This is a genomic window from Acinetobacter sp. CIP 64.7, assembly GCF_000369745.1.
GTDB lineage: Bacteria > Pseudomonadota > Gammaproteobacteria > Pseudomonadales > Moraxellaceae > Acinetobacter > Acinetobacter fasciculus.
This window is the reverse complement of sequence record NZ_KB850179.1, coordinates 1,277,130-1,300,264: the sequence shown is the minus strand read 5'-3', so window position 1 is coordinate 1,300,264 and position 23,135 is coordinate 1,277,130. Positions and strand designations below refer to the sequence as shown.

Here is a 23,135-nt window from a genome sequence, read left to right as displayed (position 1 = left end):
CGTTTACACGTTGGTTTGGTGACGCTTCAGCGCAAGGTGATGCCATTTAGTTAATTCGATAATGTCCATGTCATCGTATGCGCTGGGTGGCCAATGAAAGATGCATGCAATATTGGCAATTGCTTCATCTACTTCATCGACCAGTTTTATTGCTGTTCCTCTTTGATCGCTTTCTGCAGATCCTTCGGGTACAAAAAAGTGACCAAGTGACCTCCAAGCTGTGCGAAGTCCACTGGATCCAGTTCAAGCACTTGTTGTGCAGTCAGTGCTGGTGTCGTAACACGTGGTAAAACTTTGATTAATGCGTTTACGTCGTGCTGATAGATGGCTTGTAAACTGACACCGCTGAGTGCTTTCACATTGGGTTTGCGGATTTTGATTTCTGTGATTGTGGTACCGCCAAATTGAATGAACTGTTCTAGCTGAACGGTTTCTTCATTTGGGTTTTGAATCGATTTTTGATTCAGGGCTTGATCTTCAGTCAAGTTTTGAACGTTGTCTTGATCTTGTGTATTCATGTTGCATTCCTAAAAAGTGACAAATTAAAAAAACCTTGCACAAAACGTTGTTCATGCAAGGGTAGGAAAACTTAAATGCCGAGAGCGTTACGTTGCTTGGCCAAGCGATCAACACCGTCAATCACTTCTTTGAAGCCTAGAATGTCAATTTCGACTTCAACTTTGCCGTTGACTGTCAGTTTGTAGTACACACAGTTGGTCACGACTTTATGTTCAGTGTCTTCACCTGGTTCAGAATCACCGCCATCAATTTCTTCATGACGACCACGAACCACGACTTCGACTGCATCGACTTCACCAGTGTCATCACGTTGATAAGCACCAGTAAAACGCATGTACACGCCATCGATCTTTTCCATACCGTATTGGCGTAATGTGAGCAGGTCTAAACCACCGAATGTGGATTCAAGCACCAAGCCATCATCAGACATACCCATGTCTGTCTTGACCGTGCCATTCATACCGCCACCACGGTAGTCTTCAGTCTTGCGACCTAATTTAGGTAAAACCACAGTTTTGATTTCACCTAAATAACTTGCACCTTCATTAAAAAGGTTCATGTTCTTGAGTTTGCTAGGTAATCCCATGCGTTAATTCCTTATGCTGTAATCGAAGCAGCGAAATCAGCCAAATAGCTGTCTGTGATGCGCTGACGGAAACGAAGATCTTCAAGCGGTGGCACTGGTGTGTAGTCATAGTCGATATTGAGCTGACCATCTTTCAGTGTTTCTTTGCTGTTTGATTCAGGGTCATACCAAGAATCGCCACCCATGAGATAACCAAGACGAGTCCATTCACGCTGTTTTGACTTGATCCCTTCAATCATGTCTGTGACCAATGACGGATGCATTGGTTTATCGATTGCCCACATATGCGCTTCAGCAATCGTATCTGCCATGATTTGTGCAGTACGTGTGTAGTTCTCGAATGGAAATAAAGGATCGTCAGAACAAGTACGTGATCCCCAGAAACGGAAGCCATCTTGTTGAATGAGCGTGGTGATTTGATTGCTATTGAGATAGCCGGCATCCGTTGCAGGGTCTTGTAAATCCCAAGTCACATCAGCATCAATACCAGTGACACCTTGAACGGCTACGTTGGATAAGGTTTTATGCCAACCAATTTCATTGTCAATCTTGGCACGTAAGCCCATGGCACATGCCACAGCTGGAACGGTTTCGGTTTGTGCTGTATCGACATTAAACGCCACAAAGTTTGGCCAAATGATCATGAGTTCACGTGAAGAAAATGCATCACGATACGCCACGACTTCTTCTTTGGTTTGACATCCCCATGCATAGGCATAAGCAAAGGCACGAAGTTTTGGTGCAATGACAGCAAGTTCAGTGGCTACTGCTTGAGTATCAAGACCAGGTGCGCCAATGATACGTGGCTGAACACCCAACTTGGTTTTTGCTGTGAGTAGTGCTTTTAAGCCAGTGTATTTGCCTTGTGCAGTTACTGTACCCACGACATTTGCAGTTTGGGCAGCTTCTTCTGCAGCAGCTGCCACACGAACCACCACACAAAGTGAATTGGTTTGATTGGCCATCGCTTGAAGTGCAGTTTTTAATGTGCCTGATGTGCCAGCTTTGGCCACAGCAGCTTGAATGTTGGTGAGTAGTACTGGTGTATCCAGTGGGAATACAAGTGGATCTGCATCTTCTGCAGTCGCAACTAAGCCCTGAACAGCAGTTGCAATGGTTCGGATTGGTCGGGTGCCTTCATTAATTTCTAAGACACGCAGACCGTGGTGATAATCTGCCATAAAAAAAGCCTGTTATTGGAGGTTTTAATTCAATAGACAGGCTTGCATTAGTTTAAGGCAGTGTTAAGTTTCGGAAATTGTGAAACTAGGTTTATACAATTACGAACTATTTGGCGTTAATTAAAGACATGACATCTGGATTTTGTGCCAAAAACTCAGCCAATTTTTCTTCAGGCGATACTACCTGCTGAACTTCAGGCTTTTGGATCAGTTCCCACTTAAAGCCATTCCAACGTGGCCATTGATCTTCTTGCCAACTTTCAGGTGGTGCCGTCTCGACACAACCTGCAGGTATGGCAAATACACCAGGTTCAAGCGGTGATTCGTCTGCCAACGTTTCACCGACAAATAGACCTGAATAATTGGTTTGATACACGATAATCTGATTCATGTTTCATTCCTTAATAGCGGATACATGCAAGTAAAGCGATGTTACGTGGACGGTTTTCATTGCCGACCGTACCTGTTGGGTTCGGATTTTGATCTAAGTATTCGGTACCGTCATTTGTAAAATACAGATAATTGTCACGGTCTAAACCGCCATGGGTACCCATATGTCCACGAGTTAATGAATTTCCAAAAATCCATCCACCAGTAGCTTCACCAAAACTTAAATGTTTATGTTTTAGTACTTGCTGAGTCTGTTTACTGCCCACGACACGACCAGCGTCAATGCCACGACCATCATCAGCAAAGCGTGGAAATTCACCACGTGCATCAGGCACGTTAAAGGTATTTACGCCATCACCTGCACCATAGAGTGTGCCAATGGCTGCAAATAGTTCTGCGTATGCGGTACGTGAATAAGCGGCACCATTACATTTTAATAATCGATAACCGGTCGGGATATTCTGTGAAGCCAAAGTGATGACAGTACCAGGAGGGCAGTCATTAAATTTTGCTTCATCTGCACTCATGACACCCAAGTTTTGACGTGCCAACGGCTTATTTAAAACATCTGAAAGATTATTTTTTTGTGCCAAGGGATAGGGTGCTGCACCTAGTGGTTCATTTTGAACAATCAGGATTTTTGCACCAGGATAAGCTTTGCCTAAAGTGATCCGTGTGGCTGTCGTTGCAAGCCAACCGTCAGCACCGGATTTATTGGTAATACGGTCGCCATTGATATAGACAGCAGCGCCAGTGGTGGTGGTTTCACTCAGATCGACAATGAGTTGATCAGCCACTAATGACTGTTCTTCTTCAATCGTGTTGACGAATACTTCAGCAGATCCAGCATCTGCCCATTCTGTATCACCATCGGCATTGGTTTTTTTCTTGAGTACTTGGCCAATGGTACCGCCTGGAAACATATTTGCAGGGGTCAGTGTATTCAGGATCCATTGATGCGTTGCGATAATCACATTGGGGTCGAAGTTTAATTCAAGTACTTCAGGATTTGAAATCACAAATGGAATTCGATAAACAGAATCTTGTGTGACACCTTCTGCCAATGTTGGTTTATGAACCTCAGGTGTATTGCCGACTAGCACCATGTTTCCATTGCGGTCAAATAGCGCGATTTCACGAACCACAAAGCCTTCAACAGTCACTGGAATAATCATTTCAGCAGTGTATTTGTTTTCGTTTTCAGGATCTTGATAAATGCGGTTGATGGTTGCACGATATTTTTCACGAACCAATTGACGCATGCTTTCATTCGGTTCAATGGTATTGCCATTGCCATCACCCACGGCAAAGTGGGTGATTTCAATAGTCTTATTTTGGCTTACTGCCTGAGCAACAAGTGATAATCCGATAGAAGTGTAGATTGTTTTGTACATTGATCATATTCCAAATTCGTTGAACTAAATATCTCTTAAAAATGCAGACATTTTTTTAGCAATCCTCTGCATAGCAATTGCACTCGGATGTAAGCCATCAGGTGCTGTTCCACCAATATTGCTCGTCATAATATTGATATTTTTTTCATTGATCCCTGACTGCTTATACAGATCAAGATATGGGATTGAATAATATTCACAGACTTCACGTACAGCTTGACAATACTGCTCTAACCTAAATCCTTTCGCATTTGGAGAACGCATCCCCATGCCGTTTGAAACAGGCGGTGTGATGATGAAAGCAATTTTTGCAAGCGGATATTTTGTGATGAGTCCTTCAATAATCGTTTTTAGTGCACCGTAAACTGTATCAATAGATGTGTCACCCATAGTTCCTAGCACTGTACCTGTGTTAGAACCGTATGCATAACCAAAGTCATTCACGCCACCCCATACTGTGATTAAATCTGCTGTTGCATCCATGCTTTCATAACGAACAGACATAGCTGTTGTGTCTGATGCTGTCTTTCTAGCAAGTGTTGTCCCACCAACGCCAAAGTTGACATACGATGCTAAACCTAGTTCAGATACAACGTGAGGCTGATACCAACCACGTGCCGTAATACTATCTCCGAGACTTAGCCACTTTTTGCCAAGCCACTGGGTTACAGCAGCAGCACCACCTCCGACTAAAGCGAGTGTTTCGCTAGACAAATGACTAGGTTTAATGATCTGATCACTTATCTCACTTGAATTTCTTACAAAAGCACCTACAGGTCTCGTTAGTTTTATCCAATTTATGTTGGGCAAATCAATAATCTCAGCACCATTGTCAGCTTGTTTAGTTGTAAATCTTACATATCCTGCTTGTGCTACAGTTATTTCAGCAGTTGACCACGTACCAGTTGAAGAAATAAAGTTTTGATTTTCGTCATACCAGAATGGACAATATAAATATTGTGAGCTAGTAAGACTAAGTTTATCCCCGATATTCACTTTTATGAAGTCGGTACGATGAACATGTGTTGACGTTGTTGTCGAACCGTTTGCACCATTACTTGAGACAATATTTCCTAAAAACTTTTCAAACTCCTTTACTTCTATAGTTCTGCTAATTAAGCGTTCTAAAAGTTCATCCGATAAGTGATTTGTGGAAATTAATTTGTCTGCAATATGTTTTCTTTGCTTCACGAAAGTTACGTCATTTGGTTGGATAACAGCCCAATCGCATACAGTCTGATTAATTAATCCTTCATCAACTCGTTTAAATGCGAGGCGTACAAAACCTTTTTGAGCAGCTGTAAATTTTGAAGATGTAGTCAGCCAAGTGTTTGGTGATGATATAAATACTTTGTTTTCATCATAAAAAGTAGGATTGTAGAGATAATCATCGCTTCGTAGTTCGATAACATCGCCAGCATTGACGCTAATATAATCTGTTTTTTTGTGTGTATCTGTACTTGTATCTGCGTCAATACCCCCTGTTCGAATATTTCCGCGAACTAATCCAAAATTACTCAACTCGCCTGTCAGTTGATCGTAATTGATTAGTGCGGTGTGAACATATTTTTTTGCCTTTTCAATCGGATCATAGCTTTTCTCTAAATTTATACCGTTCCAGCGATTATTCCCAATTCCCCATGTTCCAGTACCAGTGGTATTTTCTTGACCAATCACTACAGTACAGTTCAATGGTAAAGTCGCTTTGGCTGCATTAAATTCTGCATAAGTCCCAAATTCAAAAACGCCCTGAACAATTTCAGATTTACTCGCCTTTTCCTGATTTAAAAATTCAGTACGGTCAGCAAGGGCTTTTGCTTGTTCATTTAAATTCCCATTGAAACCGCCACGTGCCAATTCATGTGTTTCAAGCAAACGTACTGCGGACCATCGTTTTTGACCTTCAATATTTGGCATTACATATTTACTCCATTCAATTTTTTAGTACCGTCCAAAGCCCAAGTACCATCTAAATGCAAGCCACCTGCAGATTTCACAAACTCAGATTCATGACCAGCCTGTGTCATAGCATTCACTTGTAAGTTTGATGGGCTTTCTAATAAGACAGTGGTATCAACTAAGTGCGAACGTAAATTTTTATAAGCACGAACGACCTTGAATAATTCTTTGTAATCTGTGACAGAAACGCTGTCTTGACTGGTTTGGATGTATAGCTTGAATGTATATGGTTTGCCGACGGGCACCATGTTGAACCATTCCTGGACAATCACTGGAAAGCCTAACGAATTCAAAGCAACTTCAAGTGATTCAACTGTGCCTTTAATCGAATGGTTATACAGTGACGTCTTAATCACTTGGCGTTTCTGTGCATCTGACCAACTTTTATTCCACACATCAACTGAACGTTCCCAAGCTAACCAGGGCAACACTTCAACTGGTGCAGTCAGTGGATCGTTAAAGCTGCGAATATTGATTTCAACATTTGAAACACGTGCAAATGCAGCTTCAAAATTCATTTCAAACTTGGTGGAGTTTGGGGGCAAGAGCTTATTCATACAGTTGCCCTCACAATATTGATGCCAGTGCAAAAAGCCACTTGACCAATGGATGTATCGATATTGCCTGCAGGTGAAATCAGGTTGACTCGACTAACACCAGGCTGATGCAATGCTTGATAAATTCCTGATAGAGAAATGCCGTCATTAAATGAGTGACTTTTTTTTGTATATTCTTGGGCTGCCTTATAGCAGCTGTCTAAGACAATATTTTCATCTGGACCTTCATCAATAAAGATCTCAGCATCAATGCTGTAATTTAAAATCGATGCTGAATAAATGATTGGCTTGTCTGTCAAAGGTCGTACTGACTTCGCATTTAGTGCAGCACTTACAACATTGAGTAAATCTTCTGGTGCAGTACCATCACTTTCATTTGAAAGAACATAAATATTGCAAATGCCAGCTGGATTGCCGGTTTCATCTAATGGGGCGTATGGGTAAATGTCTTTGACACGTGGGTCAGCATTTAAACCGTGAAAAATATATGATCCTTCACTGCCAGCAGTCGTTTGACCTTCAGGTGCAAGTTGCACACGTTTACGCAAAGAATCATTAGATTCTTTGACTTCAGGTGTATTTTCTGTGGCTGGGCTTATGATTCGACGTTGAAGATTTCGTTCAGCTGCTTTGTGATCAAGATCATTGTCTTTTGCAAATGCAAGCAGTACTGCTAAAGCTTGTTCATTAGATTCTTTACGGACCAACATTTCACGATAAGCAAAAGCTTCAGCCAGCTTCATGGCTGGATCTGACTCAAGATAACGTGGAAAATTTGGCTGAACTTCTTCCATGCGCTGATAAAAGTCTTCAAGACCTTCTTTTAAAATGGTCTCAAAATCAATCTGACGCACCACATCAGGTGGATTCAGCTGTGATAAATCAATTGCGGTTAAATTTGAATTTGCCATTTGTTGATCACTTATAAAGTTGCACCAAGATCCAATGGGATTTTTAAAGATTGGTTCTGATTGTTTGAAGTCATGGTCAGATCTAAATCAAGAACATGACGACCACCTTCAGATTCATAGAGAGAAATTGAATTTGGCATGACACGTGTTTCCCACTGCAAAATGGCATTTGCTGTGGCAGCTTTAAGCTGTAATGCCGTAATTTCATTAAAGGGTGCATCAATCAGCTGTGGAATAAGCGAACCATATTCACGACGCATGACACGTGAGCCAATTGGCGTGGTCAAAATATCGTGGATAGATTGACGGATCTGATCTAATTCATCGGCAACCATTGCGCCTTGCTCACGTGACATCATGGAATTGGTTCTCCAGAAGTTCCCGAACCAGGTTGAACACCTGAGGTCTTATGATTTTTCAGGCTGATATCGCCTGCAGTGACATCATCTTCAGTGCTGAAATGACCGGTTGAATGACTGGATCCTTGCACCAGTTGACTGCCACCTACGGTGTGATTGCCACTAATGACTGTGCTGCCATTGGTGGTTTGATTACCATTCAGGGTTAAATCACCATTAATAGTTGTATTTCCATTCACAATGACACCACCATCAGCAGTCAAAACAGCAGTACCGCCACTTGGTAAAATTGCAGACAGATGATGGGCTGATACGTCATAAGCGATGACACAGCCGTCAGCAAACATGCGGATTTTTTGATTGAGATCATCAGACGGTGCAGGGTGGTCGTCGTTATAAAAGCCGTACAAGACAAAACTTGTTGGACCAATTTCACCGCAAGGTGATACAACCACGCATTCTTCACCATCCGATGGCATATCCCACGTGGCATCTGCACCTGAGCGTACATTCATACAGCGAATTTCAGGCGTGTCGATATCGCCAAGATTAACAATGACTCGTGGAATTGGTTTAGACGGGTTGATGGTCTTGATAGTTCCAAAACGAATTAGATTTTCAAGACGACGATTAAGGTCAGCACTCATGCCAACACTTTGCTTTATAGATTTCTACATTTCAGCTGAGTAAAGTTGTATAAACCTATTTTCACAAGATGAAAGAATTTAAAGTTTGATATGTTTTAGGAATGAATCTTCAACCAATTTAATATCTTGTTCGGTAAAACCAAGTAATTCACGTTTTGGATAGACCACATCTGGTGCACCTTTTTCTGCACGATCTTTTAAACCGTCCTGGTGCACACGTGCAATTCTAGCGACACGACCGACAAAGCCAATTGCAATAGAATCTGCATTGCTTAGTACTTTTAAATTGCTCGTATTCTTTATTTTTGTGAACATTTTTCTTTTGATTTTGCCTTTTTGCTCACGTAGGCGTTTACGTCGTGGGGTATAACTAGATCCGTCAGGATTTTTCTGTTCAGAAATTCGCTTTCCTTGGCTTTTTCTTAAATCACGACCAATTTGTTTGGCAAGTCTTGCACGTTCACCCATCGACAGCCGTTCTAATAACGGCTGAAGATAATTAGCCAATTCAAGTACATTGCTGCTCATGGATTTTTACCTGGTGGCATAAACGCCATTGAATAACCTTCTTTTTCAGCTGTGGTCCATGATGCCAATTCATGACCGGATGAATCAGTCAGTATGACGTTTGTAGGTTTTTCAAATGGTGTGTATTGCGGTTCAGCCGGATAACTTAATTCAAGCTTTCCTTCGGCATTCTTTTTCACAATGACACGTTCAGTCAGTGGAATTTGAAAGTTGATATCGTATTTACTGTTATCAATTAATTCAGCTTCAAAGGTGATCGACTGTTTGCCTTTTTCATGGTTGGCCATGAGCTCAGATTGATGTTCTGCAATCCATGTGAACAGCACAACACCAATCACATCAATATCACCTGCATAATCTGTGATAATGACATCAAGCGTATATGACTGCTCAAAACTAAAACCGCCTGCCATCGTGCTTCGCAAGCTGCCTTGGTTTGCAAAAATTAGTAAGCGGTCCTGATCTGGGCTTAGATCAGGAATCGCTTTTAATAGATATTCTCTTAAATGATGTGGCTTTTTCATGCAGCTTTAGCACTCTTATAGTTTGGATCGAGGCGATTCATCACACGTAAAAATTTGCTGTCATAGCCTAATTTTTTATAATTTCGACCGTTATACAGTGTAAAAACCACATGCCAATTTTCTTGACGTAATGCATCGATCAACTTCCAATGCTTATCATCCACTTCACCAGACTTGTTTTCACAGTAACGAAGGAATGCTTCAAACTGCAGGCTTTCACTTTGTTCATGTTGAGCCACAAAATCTTGCACAGATTTATAGCCAAGGTCTTTCCAATTCTCACCCATCAGCTGAAAACGGCCCCAACTAGCAGATTGCAACGCACACGATTCATCAAGCTGTTTTGCTTGACTTAAACGTGTGTACTCAGCAGATCCACCGTGATAACCACCTGTTTTTGTATTCACAATATTCGGATGTTTGGCCATCAATGCATTGGCTTTGGTTTTGCCGAATTTCTGATTCAAATAGAAATACATGCGATGACGTTCAAATAAGATTTTCGGTTTACCATTTGGCAAGTAACCTTCACCCAGTGTTTCAACTTCAGCAATCGCTTTGATCACGATGACCGGTACACATAAACGTTTTGCACCTGCGACCAGATCACTTTCTTTTAAAAGTTTACTGGTGTCTTCGCCACGTAATGCTTTTAATGTGTAGTCACCGACCAAGCCATCGACTTTCAGGTTTTTTAATTTCTGAAATTGAATGACGGCATATTCGGTATTTTCACCAAAGTCACCATCAGCTGAAAGTGGCTTTTTATTTTTTCCTGTCATGCCGGCTTTGATGAGTAGCTTTTGCAATTCAATGACGGCTAAACCTTTAGATCCAATTTTTAAAATACTCATGGGGTGCTCCGTAACATTGAAACGACATTGCCTTTACTGCGAAAAATAAAGATCAATAGGAATACAGCAAGAATTGAATCCCATATCGTGACTGGATCCTTGATGAAAATGATGTGAATGCTTTGTGCCAGGAATGCACCAATCAAAACAGTTGCGAATAATCGTAACGAACATGACTGCAGGTGAAGGCGGTCAAAACATAAAATACGAAATGCACATGCCACATAACAAAGCACGGCAATGATTGAGAAAATAGTCTGCGCCAATGGCGACAACATAAGTTGCATCATTTTTTATTCTCCTTTCCAAAGGTATTGGACAGGGCAGAAAAGAACTTTGAAGTGGTATTGAATATTTCTGTCAGGGTGGATTTATTGACCCACGTCATGACTTTAACCAATACCGGTAAAGCAAACATACTGGTGAAACAAGCGATCACCGTGTGACTGTTTATACCTGTACGATTGGAAATTTCAGGTGCTAATGCATAGCCCAGGGCAATGGATAACATGAGCGAAAAAATACGTTTTCCATAGCTCAGTGACTCTTGGGTAAATGCTAAAAATGCTGCACCAATTACGGCACCAAACAGTGCATCACCATTCACGAATGGAAGGAGTGATACCAATCCTGCAGAAGCGGTAATTGCGACAGTGGTTGATGTGGTTGGTTCAGCCATATTTTTGTTCTCAGTCCCAAAGCTGAATGCTTTGCGTTTTATTTTGTTGGGTTTGAATTTCTGGTAACTGAACCTTGGTACCCATCGGAAGAAATGGACCAAATGCAGACAGATGTGGATTGGCTTCAAGTACTGCTTCGACCACACCAGATGAACGTCCATAATTGCGCCAACAAATAGCGTCAACCGTGTCATCTTGAAGGGCATAAACAGTTTTCATTTAGACCAGCTCCACATTCAAACGACGAATTTTTTTTAAATCACGAATGGCAAAGCGCAGATCACGACGATAGTCATCAATGGTTGGTGTCAATTCATCAGCTTTTTGGCCACCATTATTTGTGGTGTCATAAGCGCGATATTGTTCATTCAGTTCAGCACCAACAGCTGCAGCAACGGCACGGAAATATAAAACTTCAGTAATCGGTTTTGTGGTAGTACCTGAAGTAATGGTTTTTGTGCTGAGTTGGGCAAGTGTGGCTGCTTTTGATGTGAGAGATTCAAGTTGATCATTCACTTCAATGATGGCTGATTCGATGGCAGGGATTAAACGCTCATTGGTGACACTACTATCAAAGCGCAATTTTTCACGAATGGCTTTTGAAGAAATTTCAGGAAAGAAATCTTCACTGGTGATGACAACATCTTCATTGTTGCGGTTGCCGTTTGCAATTAGTCCGGTCATTGTCATTCTCAAATAGTTGAGGGGTGGAGAATTGAGTTTGTAATTACACATAAAAATGTCATTACATCGTCAATTCTGCCCCTCGGTTGGCGCGGGGCACTCGTTACGTCGGATGAAATTGCAAGTTGCCTTGGTCATCGACGACCTGTGAACCATCTGCATTCAGCATGGGTTCAGGTGAATTTTGTAATTGTTCTTTGTAGAGCTTTTCAGCTTTTTTAAGATCTGTTTTACCGCCACAGTTTTTATTTTTTGCAATCGCCATTTTGATAAATGCTACTGCTTCGGATCCACGGTCTAACTGCAAGAAAGTCCGACCAATTGCCAGATATAATTTGGCACGGATCTGGTCGTGCATATCATGGTTGGCAGTCAGTTGATCCGCTTTTTCAAGAACATCAAGTTTAAATACTTGGCCATCCTGATAGGTTTTGTGAGCAGCATTGCCAATTTCTTCAGCAACAATACTTGCAGTACTGCGACTAAATGAATCAGGCATTTTTAAGTTCTGTTCTAAAGCATATTCAGCAAGGCTTAATCCTTGATTGAACAAGCCACAGTCAAAGCACCACAGCATGATGGTGGTGATCACTTCATCTTGTTCAACTTTTGCGCCTGACTGAACGACACCCAACACATAAGGCATGTGCTTTGGAATCAATTCTTTTTTTGCTTCAGCGCGTTTGTCTTGAGACTGGATTGAACGTAAAACATGAATGTCATTTTTTAGTTCGGTCAGTTGTAATTGGTAGACGCTTGCGTCTGGACGTACACCACCAAATTCATCAGCCTTGGCAGCTTCTTTTGCTGCCAAAGCCTGAAGGCGATGTCGTCGAGCTGGACTCAACATAAATCACCTATTATTGAATTGTGATGCCTTCAACCAATGCAACTTTTTCGTATGCTTCAATCACATACGCTTCATTGGAAGATTGATAATCTTCAATGCGGTTTTTGCTTGGTTTTTCTTGGATGTAACGACGTTTTGCATCTTTTTGATAGTAGATTGACAGGTTGTCAAAAGACGTGATCAAAAGTGCATTATCAGGGAAGTGTGGTACACGTGCTGCAGGTAAACCACCGATTTGTTTTTGGCTTAATAAAACCTGACCAGCCAATACATTGGTATTGTCAGACGCATCATTCACGATTGGGAAGTTTTTGTCAGCCAACAGTGAACGACCACAGATCACGACGAGATCCGTATCATCTTGGTGAACTTCATCAATTAATTCATTGACTGCATCGACCACCAAAGCATCTAGGTTTTTATATGTACCAGCTGCACCCACGGTGACTGTTGACATCACACGATCAGGTGCATTAGTACGAATCTTTTGCAACCAACCAATATTCACGTCTTGCAATTTTGTATTTACAGTACGATCAGTTGTTGCTGCTGCAGATGTACCGTTGAAACCGATCATGATACGGTCCAAAGCAATTGCTTTAGCAACGGCATTAGTCCAACGTTGATGGAAGTCTGCGAAAACTGACCAAGCATCAAGTTTTGCATATGGAATCGCCACATCAAAATCAGTCTGCTTGCATTCGTATTTGTCTGAACCTAAACCAGTCGGATCAGTTGGAGTACGTTCACCATTGCCTGATGTATCAGTACGACCTGCAATTGTTTTATTGACAGATAAACCAATTGCTTCACCTGTTTGAGTATCGACAGGCATGACATTAATTTTTTGAAGAAATTCGCTTGAAGCCTGAATTTTTTCTTCCATTTTTTGAGCTGGTGCAGGTGCGACTGTAAATTGCACCTGTGCAGATTCAACACCGTTGAGTTCAGCAACTTTTGCCAAACTATGATTGAATTTTTTACGTGTATCGTTACGCATTTTTTTCTCGCTTATAAGCAATATTTATGGACTGCTAACAGTGATTAAACTATTAGCACTCGATTTGTTCAGAGAAGTTGCCAGTGTTTTCAGGTGCCGGTGGTGTACCTGGATTTTCTTCACCTTCTAATTTGGCTTTCAGATCAGTGAAGTCTTGTTCCAATTTAGAATGCTTGGTTTTAAGTTCCGAAAACTCAGTTTCGACCTTTTGCAACTTGGTCTGACTTTCACCAAAGGTTTTTGCAATCGCTTCTAGCGAGTCAGATACTTCTTTGAATTGGTCTTTATTTTTATTGTCTTGTTGTTCTTGTTGTGGCTTCAACCAATCCAAAACTTTAGAAAACAGGCCTTTTGCTGGTGCATCTTGGCCATCTTCAAACTGGAGGTCAGCTTCTTCAGCTGCAGTAAACAAATTGGCTACATCTTGTTTACGACCAACAAATGGGTTTGCTTCAGGCTGTTTTGCAGCAAATTCCATGATTTGCGTACCTAATGAAGCAGGGGTGTCAGTGAATGCTAAACCGACCAAATACGCTTTACCGGTATCAGCAAAATTCGGATTTACTTCAATGGAAGTAAATAATTTCTGACCTGCATTGTGAAGTTCGATTAATTGATCAAACGCATCAACCTGAGCAAATAAAGCAAGTTTTTTTGTACCGTTGATTTCTACTTCTTCAGCTTTTAGGGCAGTGACCTTTGCATAAGTGCCAAATTCAGAACTTGGTGAAAAGCCACGGTAATGTTCAAGGTTGCCTAATGCTGTGTATGTATTTGGATCGTAGCTGTCAGCCATTTGTTGAATCCATGTTGCTTCAATCACGCGACCATCAGTCGTGGATCCAGCAACAGCAACACGGAAAAATTTGGATTTCTTCATTTCTGAATCCTGTGTCTATGTCGATAGATAAAATCTATTTAAAGTAGTTAGCAGAATCGGAAGAACAGCCTGAACATTCAATCTAAGTGGGTTGTATAAACACTATTTCACAATATCAGTGCAATGAATAAAAACTAATGTATTGGCTTAATGAGCCAATGGATAATGCACTTAATACCCCACAAAATCTGACCTTTGATAAACGCCTTCTAGCAAAATTTTTGTATTGGATGGGGTGGCGAATTAGCTCGATTGCAGATCACATCGATGAACCTGATAAAAATGTTCATGCTTGGAAAACACGTGATGAATGGGATAAAGATGCACCTGTTGGTCGAGTCGGTGAAGCCTTAACTGCTCAATTGATCAAACTGATTATTCTTGAGAAAAAAACACCTGGTGATTACAAAGAAATTGATTTGCTCATGCGTCAGATGGAGCGCATGGCACGAATCGATAAATATTCTGATGGTGGCAATGAAACCGATCTGAATCCAAAACTAAAAAATCGAACTGCTGGACCACGTAAGCCAAAACAACCAAATGCACTGACTGAAGAACAAGTTGAAAAACTTCTTGAAGACTTTGATGAAGGTTTATTTGAGTATCAAAAGGTTTGGTACCGTGCACGCGAACAACGTAACCGTGCATTATTAAAATCACGTCAGATCGGTGCAACATTCTATTTTGCACGTGAAGCATTGATCAAAGCTGTCACCACTGGTCGAAATCAGATTTTCTTGTCTGCATCGAAAGCGCAGGCACACGGTTTTAAAACGTACATCAAAAACTTTGTCATGCAATCCATTGAAGTGGATCTGCAAGGCGATCCAATTTCAATCACATTGCCATGTGGTAATACCGTTCAGCTAATTTTCTTGGGGACCAATGCAAAAACAGCTCAGTCATACCATGGCGACTTGTATTTTGACGAATTCTTCTGGGTGCATGGCTTTGCCACCTTAAAAAAAGTGGCATCGGCAATGGCTGCCCAAAAACAATATAAAAAGACCTATTTTAGTACACCTTCTAGCAAAACTCATGAAGCCTATGCATTCTGGACAGGGGACGCATTCAATAAAGGTCGCAGCAAAGAAAATCGAATTGATATCGACACCAGTCACACAAAATTAAGAGACGGTGCTTTGTGTGGCGACAAAATGTGGCGACATATCGTCAATATTCAGGATGCTGAACGCCAAGGCTGTGATCTATTCGATATTGATGAATTGATTGCTGAAAATAGTCCTGAAGAATTCGCCAATTTATATATGTGTGAATTTGTCGATGATGGTCATAGTGTCTTTCCACTGTCCATCATTCAGCCGTGTATGGTCGATTCATGGGAAGTATGGTCCAAAGATTTTAAGCCATTGGCATTGCGTCCATTTGGTAATAAACCAGTTTGGATTGGATACGATCCAGCAGAAAGTGGCGACAGTGCAGGGCTTGTGGTCATTGCACCACCTGAACCTGATTATCCTAAATTCCGACTGCTTGAACATCACCAGTTCAAAGGCATGGACTTTGCCAGCCAAGCGCAATACATCAAAAAATTAACGACCAAATATAACGTCAAATATATCGGATTGGATAAGTCCGGTATGGGTACTGGTGTGGCGCAATTGGTTCTTGATTTCTTCCCGAATCTAACGACCTTCAATTATAGCGTCGATGTCAAAACACAATTGGTCATGAAAGCCATGGATGTGATCAACAAAAGACGCTTTGAATTTGATGCTGGATCCACAGATGTGGCCATGTCGATTATGGCGATTCGTAAAACACTGACGGCTTCACAAAGACAAATGACATTTGAAGCATCACGTGCAGAAAATATTGGTCATGCTGATTTGGCTTTTGCCATTTTCCATGCCTTCGCAAATGAGCCTTTGACCCTTGATGACCAAACAAAAACTAAGAAATCCTCTATGGAGATTTACTAATGTCCGACAGCAAAGTGCAGGCATTTACATTCGGTGATGCAGAACCGGTGATGAATGGCCGTGACTTATCACAGTTTTATGAAACATGGCTGTGTGGCAATTATTACGAACCACATATCAGTATGAATGCTTTGGCAAAATCCTTTAAGGCAATGCCTTATTTGTCGACTGCAGTGTTTTATAAAAAGAATCAACTGGTGTCTTCATTCACACCAAATAAATTGATTAGTTCATCTGAATTTGAACGAATAGCTTTTGACTACTTGGTATTTGGAAACGGCTATTTGCAACGGATTGACAATCGTTTGAATGATCCACATCACTATGATGGACTCATGGCCAAGTACACCAGACGCATGAAAAACTCGAATGAATTTCTGCAGCTGCTGAATGGTTTTGAAGAACACATTTTTAAACCTGGTACCGTTTGTCACATCAAAGGAATTGATGTCGATCAAGAAATTTATGGAACGCCTGAATATATCGCGGCACTTCAGTCCATGTGGCTCAATGAGTCAGCCACTTTATTTCGTCGAAAATATTATAACAACGGATCTCATGCCGGCTTCATCCTATATATGACTGATCCTGGTGTAGATGATGCAGATGTGGATGCATTGAAACAAGCGATGAAAGATTCACGTGGTCCAGGTAACTTCCGAAATTTATTTCTGCATGCACCAAATGGAAAAAAGGATGGTTTGCAACTGATTCCAATCAGTGAATTGGCTGCCAAAGATGAATTCTTAAATATTAAAAATGTCACACGTGATGATGTTCTTGCATCCCAACGTACACCGCCACAACTTCTCGGAATCATTCCATCCAATGCAGGTGGCTTCGGATCTATCAGTGAAGCACGTGAAGCCTATTGGTATTCCGAAATTGTTCCACTTCAAAATTTATTCGCCAACACAGTAAACGAATGGGCAGGTGATCAGATCATCCGCTTCAAAGAGTTTCATCAACTTCAATTCAAACAGGAAAAACAATAATGAATATTGCTTTGGCAATTAAACATTGGAAATTCATCGTGATGGCTGCCTTGGCCATCGCTTTGGCATTTTCAGTCACCAGCTGCACAAGTAAGTCACATCAAATTGATTTACTCGAATCACAAAAAACTTTAGCCGAAACCCAACGTGATTTGGTTGCGTCTCAACATGCCAATGAAGTGCATGAAGTAGAGCAGGTATGGTCACAAGATCTTCTGGAGTCAGAACGAAATGCAAATAAAAACCTACAAGTTGCGCTGGCTGCTGCCAGTGACAGTGCTTTGGCTGTTGACCGGCTGTCAAAGCAGATCAGTGATACCGACAAACGTCTGTCCTCAGGTTCCAATCAAGCCCTCATTGAATACGCCAAGACCTGCAATTCCGTACTCGAAAAAATGGCAGAACGTGGTGGAGCAATCGCAGCAGCAGCTGATGAACACGCAATTGATGCAGAACGATTAGACCAGGCATGGCCACAGCAAGTGAAGCCCGATAAGCAAAGCTAATCACAGTATTTTCACTAAAATAAAAGTCCTCCAGGTGTGAGGGCTTTTTTTTGGCCAAATTTTCTAAAACCACAGAATCCGGTTCAAGCCGGGCGGTTGACCCCCCACCTCACCTGCCCAGTAAATGTGTCGAATATTCAACAGATTTGTGATCCCAGCCGATGGGTGTCTAAGCCATAGCAGTACTGGTGCAGGACACAGCCGAATGCTCAGAATTCGGTTCTACATAATTCAACAGGGATTCAATGAATGCCTACAACTTTCGATTTATCAAAAGTTCCTTCAACTCAATCAATAGTGCTTAAAAAAGGTTAGAAACAGTAAAATGAAAGGTTTTTACTATTTAAGTATCTGATATTTAATAATTAAGTTTCTAACCATATAAAGGTTAGAAGTGGTTAGAAAAAAGTTATAAAAGTTAAAATATTTATATAAAACAATAGTATAAATGGTTAGAACTTCTAACCTTTTTTAGGAGTTAGAACTAACCATAATCTAACCAGTTTCTAACCTTTTTAAAATATTAATTAATTTATATAAATCATATATTTGAATTCTATTTTATAATTTTCTAACTTTTCTAACCTCTATTTTTCCTCACCTGAAATTTTCAAAATCATCAAAACCACATTAAAGAAGCTTTTTTCAAACTTTGGCCATTGCTGTTATATATATGTGTGTGATCTCTACATCTGATATATTTTCTGTACGACATACCAGGTGTGATGCTATGAATATTGATGATGTCCAAAATCTTGTCCGTAAACGATATATAGGTGAATTTGAAATAGATCCTAGAGAATTTAAGCTTTGGAATATTGCAAAGGAATATCATCAGATTACTGAAGATTATGATAAGAAGGTGTGTACTGGTGTAAGTCCGTACGATGGATCTGCAGTGCCAAACGGACCATTTGAGTTCCAGTATGTAAATAGACATGCACAACAAGTCTTAAAAAGCATATTTATGAAGGGTCAGCGTGAAGGATTTACAAAATTAGAGATACAGAAGGCAATAAGTAACCTCAGTTTTAAGAACCGATAATCTTTTGGTACCTTTATTATTGAGGGTACCAGTACCTGAGTTCAAATCCTGAACCGGAAATAGAACTCATATTTGGCGTGAAATTTTTAATTTGTTATACATATGTTATACATAAGTGAATTTTTAGAATAATTTACCTTTAAAATTATGTGTTTATTTAATTAATTAGGTAGCCGCCACCTCCACCAAAATTCTTGTTATAAATCAGCCACTTATATTAAGTGGCTTTTTTATTGCCACACATTTGCCACATTTTTCATTGCAAGAGCTTTTGATTTCGACGTATTTAGGCTGTACGAGTTACGCTAAGTTTCGCAATTTCTTGCTTATTTTTATCCCCATGCAACCATTTTGTATAGCGTTTGATCAGCATTTGTAGACTATGTCCAAGTTGATCGGCTACAAACATTGGATTGACGCCATCCATCAGCAACATCGTCGCATAAGTATGCCTTGCATTGTATGCAGGGCGGTGACGTATAGAACACGCTTTCATCGCTTCTACAAGACGCTCTCTAGGTGGTTTTTCATTAAAGAAGGGTTCCTTAGTCTTAGGACATAAGTTGACAAAAATAACTAATGATGCGAAAAGGTTTTTTTAGTTAACAGATGTTCACACATGCCTAGAATTGTTTCTGTACCACTTAGTTTAGAACAGCGAGAACGACTCATTTTTCTGGTCAAGCATGCAAAACATTGGCGTGAAAGGCAACGTGCCCAAACTATTCTCTGGCTTTCCGAAGGTAAAAGCGTTGCGGAAGTTGCCACTCTACAAGAACGTATCCCAGAAACCATAAGGCTACAACGCCGACGTTGGGAATTGTATGAGTTTGAATCGATTAAAGAAGGTCATCGCTCAGGTCGACCCAATACATTGATCTCAGACTATCAGGCGAAAATCCTAGATTGGGTCAATACAAGTCCACTCAATGCAGAACAAATCCGAGTCAAACTACATGAAGAATACGAAGTGTCCGTGTCTGTTGAAACCATTCGTAAGTTTTTACGGGATTCAGGTATGGTCTTCAAGCGTACCCGTCATAGCTTGAAAAAAAAGAGATCCGATTGCATTTGAACAAGCAACACAGCAGATTGAAGAATTACGAGAGCAAGCGGCACGTGGTGAAATTATATTAGGTTATGTTGATGAAACAGGATTTTCATCTACACCTGATAACCGCTATGCGTGGACAAAGATAGGTGATGTTCATGCGGTTGATGCAATAAGATTAAAACGAGTTAATGTCATGGGGTGTTTGCTTTCAACGGGGAAACTGGTGACAAGCTGTTTACAAGAGTCAGTGACAAGTACTTGGTTTTATGCCTATTTAACTGGAATAGCTCAACAAGTAAAACAGACGTATAACCTTCCATTGGTTCTTATTGTTGATAATGCCTCGATTCATAGAAGTAAAAAGATGGCTGATTACAGAGAGCTACTTAAAACTAACTTTTCGACGAATCTGTATTTTATTCCAGCTTATAGCCCTGAGTTAAATCGAATCGAGATGGTATGGAAGCAGATGAAATATTATTGGCGAGATTTTCAAGTCATGACAGCTGACAAAATAGAGCAATGGGTGGAGAAAGTATCAAACCAATTCGGAAAAGAATACATGTTTACTTTTTAATGACAACTTAGTAAAATTAAATATAGTTATTAATTTAAATATAACCGAATAAATAACTTTATTATTCAAATAAGCTTTATAAATACTTAATTAATAAATAAATTATTTCATTTCAACTATTTAGTTCAGTTTAAATTTTAAATTTTTAAAAATTAAAGACTCAAAATAATTTAGATATTTTCACTTGAATTTTTCACAAAGATTATTAGTAGAATTTAGGCTTAATAACTCTTTATATAGAAATCATATTTAATAAATAAGAAATCCTTCTTCTGATAAACTATTTATTCATTATTAATATTTTTAAATTAAAAAAATCAACTTGATTCTTGATTAGAATTATTCTGCTTGAATAAGTTGACAAAAATAACTAATGATGCGAAAAGGTTTTTTTAGTTAACAGATGTTCACACATGCCTAGAATTGTTTCTGTACCACTTAGTTTAGAACAGCGAGAACGACTCATTTTTCTGGTCAAGCATGCAAAACATTGGCGTGAAAGGCAACGTGCCCAAACTATTCTCTGGCTTTCCGAAGGTAAAAGTGTTGCGGAAGTTGCCACTCTACAAGAACGTATCCCAGAAACCATAAGGCTACAACGCCGACGTTGGGAATTGTATGAGCTTGAATCGATTAAAGAAGGTCATCGCTCAGGTCGACCCAATACATTGATCTCAGACTATCAGGCGAAAATCCTAGATTGGGTCAATACAAGTCCACTCAATGCAGAACAAATCCGAGTCAAACTACATGAAGAATACGAAGTGTCCGTGTCTGTTGAAACCATTCGTAAGTTTTTACGTGATTCAGGTATGGTCTTCAAGCGTACCCGTCATAGCTTGAAAAAAAAGAGATCCGATTGCATTTGAACAAGCAACACAGCAGATTGAAGAATTACGAGAGCAAGCGGCACGTGGTGAAATTATATTAGGTTATGTTGATGAAACAGGATTTTCATCTACACCTGATAACCGCTATGCGTGGACAAAGATAGGTGATGTTCATGCGGTTGATGCAATAAGATTAAAACGAGTTAATGTCATGGGGTGTTTGCTTTCAACGGGGAAACTGGTGACAAGCTGTTTACAAGAGTCAGTGACAAGTACTTGGTTTTATGCCTATTTAACTGGAATAGCTCAACGAGTAAAACAGACATATAACCTTCCATTGGTTCTTATTGTTGATAATGCCTCGATTCATAGAAGTAAAAAGATGGCTGATTACAGAGAGCTACTTAAAACTAACTTTTCGACGAATCTGTATTTTATTCCAGCTTATAGCCCTGAGTTAAATCGAATCGAGATGGTATGGAAGCAGATGAAATATTATTGGCGAGATTTTCAAGTCATGACAGCTGACAAAATAGAGCAATGGGTGGAGAAAGTATCAAACCAATTCGGAAAAGAATACATGTTTACTTTTTAATGGATACTTAGCATCACATAGTCTGTTTGGTAGCCTTGATCCTTTTTAAATTGAAGCAAAGCTTTCAAAGCCAGAGTTGATCGTTCATTCAGATATACTTCTCGAGACGTATGTGTTTTTGTCACCTTTTTTTCTAAACCACGTACACGGCTTTTGTTAACTTTGAATGTGCCATTGAACCAATCGATATCACTTTCTCTAAGAGCAATCATTTCGGAAGGTCTACAGCCTGTCCAGAAGGCAAACTCAAAATACCACCGATAAAATTTGTCCTCATCATGTAAGCTTTTGTCGAGCCAAGCTAGTAAGGCTTCCATCTCCTTACGTGTGAAGGGGTCAGGTGTTTCCACCTGAACCTTACGATTCTGAATTTTATTCATAGGGTTTACAGAAATCTGATTATGCTTAACAGCCAACTCGAAAACTCCACGTAAAGGCGTGGCGCAATTATTAAATGTTTTCGCTGTTTGAAAATTACGATCGATAATGACTTCCTCAATATCTTCAGTCGTGATATTGGCTATTGGTGTTAATGCAAAATAAGGCATCCAATGACATTCTAAAATTTTGCGATAGCCATTTTTTGAATCTTTATAGGCAATCGAAAACTTTAAAAATTTTTGTGCAACATCTTGAAATAAGACTTGCTGACCATCCATTGATTCAGTTTCTGTAACATCAAGGCCTTTTGCTTGTGCTATATCATTCTCAGTTAAAATCCCCCATTTGGCTTTATTTATGAGGTCACTTCTAATTTTAGCGGCTGTACGGATACCTTCCGCAGTCGGCGGGTGTGGGAGTGTAATGTAGTAGCGCTGCTTTTTAGAGGTGAAGTTGATTTCGAGTGCATTCTCCCTAATTCTAACGCCGGTTGGTAACGTTTTTGAGTTTGTTCTGTCAACCATTGGTTATAACCTCTAAGGGCTTTGTTGCACAAACCTATCTGTAAAGGCTTTTTCAGCGATATAATTTTCAAATGAAGAAGCCTACACACAAAATCTACCGCACAACCAATTGGCCCGCATATAACCGAGCACTCATGAGTCGCGGAAATATTGCCATTTGGTTTGATCCTGCTACGCAA

The 23,135-nt window shown here is 40.2% G+C and carries 30 protein-coding genes and 2 pseudogenes; 9 read left to right on the top strand and 23 right to left on the bottom strand.

Annotated features, from left to right (window positions below; translation table 11 throughout):
* Positions 1-3: 3 nt before the first annotated feature.
* The 21 genes from F890_RS18265 to F890_RS12735 form a co-directional block, all read right to left on the bottom strand.
* Entirely contained in the window at positions 4-111 is a 108-nt protein-coding gene (locus tag F890_RS18265; protein WP_228127357.1) for a GpE family phage tail protein, read from the bottom strand.
* Positions 112-146: 35 nt separating this feature from the next.
* Positions 147-518 carry a phage tail assembly protein gene (locus F890_RS12830; RefSeq protein ID WP_005267314.1) on the bottom strand — a complete coding sequence of 124 codons (372 nt, stop codon included), beginning with the start codon at positions 516-518 and terminating at the stop codon, positions 147-149.
* 71 nt (positions 519-589) lie between these two features.
* The gene (locus F890_RS12825) at positions 590-1,105 is read right to left on the bottom strand and encodes a phage major tail tube protein (RefSeq protein ID WP_005267313.1); all 516 of its coding nucleotides are present in this window, start codon (positions 1,103-1,105) and stop codon (positions 590-592) included.
* A gap of 11 nt (positions 1,106-1,116) precedes the next feature.
* Entirely contained in the window at positions 1,117-2,286 is a 1,170-nt protein-coding gene (locus F890_RS12820) for a phage tail sheath protein (RefSeq protein ID WP_005267312.1), read from the bottom strand.
* A gap of 106 nt (positions 2,287-2,392) precedes the next feature.
* Entirely contained in the window at positions 2,393-2,677 is a 285-nt protein-coding gene (locus F890_RS12815) for a hypothetical protein (RefSeq protein WP_005267311.1), read from the bottom strand.
* A gap of 10 nt (positions 2,678-2,687) precedes the next feature.
* Complete coding sequence (locus F890_RS12810; protein WP_005267309.1) at positions 2,688-4,070, bottom strand: phage tail-collar fiber domain-containing protein; 1,383 nt, start codon at positions 4,068-4,070, stop codon at positions 2,688-2,690.
* A 24-nt stretch (positions 4,071-4,094) separates the two neighbouring features.
* Positions 4,095-5,987: an SGNH/GDSL hydrolase family protein gene (locus F890_RS18260; protein WP_005267307.1), complete on the bottom strand. Its 1,893-nt coding sequence runs from the start codon at positions 5,985-5,987 to the stop codon at positions 4,095-4,097.
* Positions 5,987-6,586, bottom strand: a complete 600-nt coding sequence (locus F890_RS12800) for a phage tail protein I (RefSeq protein ID WP_005267305.1) — start codon at positions 6,584-6,586, stop codon at positions 5,987-5,989. Before F890_RS12800 ends, F890_RS18260 begins: the two co-directional genes overlap by 1 nt.
* Entirely contained in the window at positions 6,583-7,497 is a 915-nt protein-coding gene (locus tag F890_RS12795; protein ID WP_005267304.1) for a baseplate assembly protein, read from the bottom strand. The genes F890_RS12800 and F890_RS12795 overlap by 4 nt, the downstream gene beginning before the upstream one ends.
* A gap of 11 nt (positions 7,498-7,508) precedes the next feature.
* Positions 7,509-7,856 carry a GPW/gp25 family protein gene (locus F890_RS12790; protein WP_005267302.1) on the bottom strand — a complete coding sequence of 116 codons (348 nt, stop codon included), beginning with the start codon at positions 7,854-7,856 and terminating at the stop codon, positions 7,509-7,511.
* Complete coding sequence (locus F890_RS12785; RefSeq protein ID WP_005267300.1) at positions 7,853-8,503, bottom strand: phage baseplate assembly protein V; 651 nt, start codon at positions 8,501-8,503, stop codon at positions 7,853-7,855. The genes F890_RS12790 and F890_RS12785 overlap by 4 nt, the downstream gene beginning before the upstream one ends.
* Before the next feature lie 78 nt (positions 8,504-8,581).
* A complete protein-coding gene (locus F890_RS12780; protein ID WP_005267298.1) occupies positions 8,582-9,031 on the bottom strand; it encodes a phage virion morphogenesis protein in 450 nt (149 codons plus the stop codon).
* Positions 9,028-9,555: a phage tail protein gene (locus tag F890_RS12775; protein ID WP_005267296.1), complete on the bottom strand. Its 528-nt coding sequence runs from the start codon at positions 9,553-9,555 to the stop codon at positions 9,028-9,030. Before F890_RS12775 ends, F890_RS12780 begins: the two co-directional genes overlap by 4 nt.
* Complete coding sequence (locus F890_RS12770) at positions 9,552-10,409, bottom strand: N-acetylmuramidase domain-containing protein (protein WP_005267288.1); 858 nt, start codon at positions 10,407-10,409, stop codon at positions 9,552-9,554. The genes F890_RS12775 and F890_RS12770 overlap by 4 nt, the downstream gene beginning before the upstream one ends.
* Positions 10,406-10,699, bottom strand: coding sequence for a phage holin family protein (locus tag F890_RS12765; protein ID WP_005267286.1), 294 nt, complete (start codon positions 10,697-10,699; stop codon positions 10,406-10,408). Before F890_RS12765 ends, F890_RS12770 begins: the two co-directional genes overlap by 4 nt.
* Positions 10,696-11,088: a putative holin gene (locus tag F890_RS12760; RefSeq protein ID WP_005267284.1), complete on the bottom strand. Its 393-nt coding sequence runs from the start codon at positions 11,086-11,088 to the stop codon at positions 10,696-10,698. The genes F890_RS12765 and F890_RS12760 overlap by 4 nt, the downstream gene beginning before the upstream one ends.
* A 10-nt stretch (positions 11,089-11,098) precedes the next feature.
* Positions 11,099-11,308 carry a tail protein X gene (locus F890_RS12755; protein WP_005267282.1) on the bottom strand — a complete coding sequence of 70 codons (210 nt, stop codon included), beginning with the start codon at positions 11,306-11,308 and terminating at the stop codon, positions 11,099-11,101.
* Positions 11,309-11,773, bottom strand: a complete 465-nt coding sequence (locus tag F890_RS12750; RefSeq protein ID WP_005267274.1) for a head completion/stabilization protein — start codon at positions 11,771-11,773, stop codon at positions 11,309-11,311.
* Between the two features lie 103 nt (positions 11,774-11,876).
* Positions 11,877-12,623: a phage terminase small subunit gene (gene gpM, locus F890_RS12745; protein ID WP_005267273.1), complete on the bottom strand. Its 747-nt coding sequence runs from the start codon at positions 12,621-12,623 to the stop codon at positions 11,877-11,879.
* A 10-nt stretch (positions 12,624-12,633) separates the two neighbouring features.
* Complete coding sequence (locus tag F890_RS12740; RefSeq protein ID WP_005267272.1) at positions 12,634-13,623, bottom strand: phage major capsid protein, P2 family; 990 nt, start codon at positions 13,621-13,623, stop codon at positions 12,634-12,636.
* A 52-nt stretch (positions 13,624-13,675) separates the two neighbouring features.
* Positions 13,676-14,503, bottom strand: coding sequence for a GPO family capsid scaffolding protein (locus tag F890_RS12735; RefSeq protein WP_005267271.1), 828 nt, complete (start codon positions 14,501-14,503; stop codon positions 13,676-13,678).
* Positions 14,504-14,661: 158 nt separating this feature from the next.
* On the opposite strand from F890_RS12735, the gene F890_RS12730 reads away from it, so the two are divergent.
* The 4 genes from F890_RS12730 (at position 14,662) to F890_RS12715 (ending at position 18,995) form a co-directional block, all read left to right on the top strand.
* Entirely contained in the window at positions 14,662-16,449 is a 1,788-nt protein-coding gene (locus F890_RS12730) for a terminase large subunit domain-containing protein (RefSeq protein WP_005267270.1), read from the top strand.
* Positions 16,449-17,444 (top strand): phage portal protein, encoded by a 996-nt coding sequence (locus F890_RS12725; RefSeq protein WP_005267268.1) that lies wholly within the window; start codon positions 16,449-16,451, stop codon positions 17,442-17,444. The genes F890_RS12730 and F890_RS12725 overlap by 1 nt, the downstream gene beginning before the upstream one ends.
* Positions 17,444-17,950 carry a hypothetical protein gene (locus F890_RS12720; RefSeq protein ID WP_005267266.1) on the top strand — a complete coding sequence of 169 codons (507 nt, stop codon included), beginning with the start codon at positions 17,444-17,446 and terminating at the stop codon, positions 17,948-17,950. Before F890_RS12725 ends, F890_RS12720 begins: the two co-directional genes overlap by 1 nt.
* Before the next feature lie 730 nt (positions 17,951-18,680).
* Entirely contained in the window at positions 18,681-18,995 is a 315-nt protein-coding gene (locus F890_RS12715; RefSeq protein ID WP_005267264.1) for a hypothetical protein, read from the top strand.
* A gap of 286 nt (positions 18,996-19,281) precedes the next feature.
* Here the strand turns inward: F890_RS12715 and F890_RS18255 are convergent.
* A pseudogene (locus F890_RS18255) lies at positions 19,282-19,566 on the bottom strand (site-specific integrase); the annotation flags it as partial.
* A 48-nt stretch (positions 19,567-19,614) separates the two neighbouring features.
* Between F890_RS18255 and F890_RS12710 the strand changes: the two are divergent.
* From F890_RS12710 to F890_RS12695, 4 genes are all read left to right on the top strand, one after another.
* On the top strand, positions 19,615-20,070 hold the full coding sequence (locus F890_RS12710) for a helix-turn-helix domain-containing protein (RefSeq protein WP_004647755.1): 456 nt from the start codon (positions 19,615-19,617) through the stop codon (positions 20,068-20,070).
* Complete coding sequence (locus tag F890_RS12705; RefSeq protein WP_108675453.1) at positions 20,060-20,626, top strand: IS630 family transposase; 567 nt, start codon at positions 20,060-20,062, stop codon at positions 20,624-20,626. Before F890_RS12710 ends, F890_RS12705 begins: the two co-directional genes overlap by 11 nt.
* 413 nt (positions 20,627-21,039) lie before the next feature.
* Entirely contained in the window at positions 21,040-21,495 is a 456-nt protein-coding gene (locus tag F890_RS12700; RefSeq protein ID WP_004730277.1) for a helix-turn-helix domain-containing protein, read from the top strand.
* Positions 21,485-22,051 (top strand): IS630 family transposase, encoded by a 567-nt coding sequence (locus F890_RS12695; protein WP_109455560.1) that lies wholly within the window; start codon positions 21,485-21,487, stop codon positions 22,049-22,051. Before F890_RS12700 ends, F890_RS12695 begins: the two co-directional genes overlap by 11 nt.
* Here F890_RS12695 and F890_RS12690 read toward each other — a convergent pair.
* A complete protein-coding gene (locus F890_RS12690) occupies positions 22,048-22,956 on the bottom strand; it encodes a tyrosine-type recombinase/integrase (protein WP_005267259.1) in 909 nt (302 codons plus the stop codon). The two genes, F890_RS12695 and F890_RS12690, sit on opposite strands and share 4 nt — an antisense overlap.
* 71 nt (positions 22,957-23,027) lie before the next feature.
* On the opposite strand from F890_RS12690, the pseudogene F890_RS18625 reads away from it, so the two are divergent.
* Positions 23,028-23,135 (top strand): annotated as a pseudogene (locus F890_RS18625) (IS5/IS1182 family transposase); the annotation flags it as partial.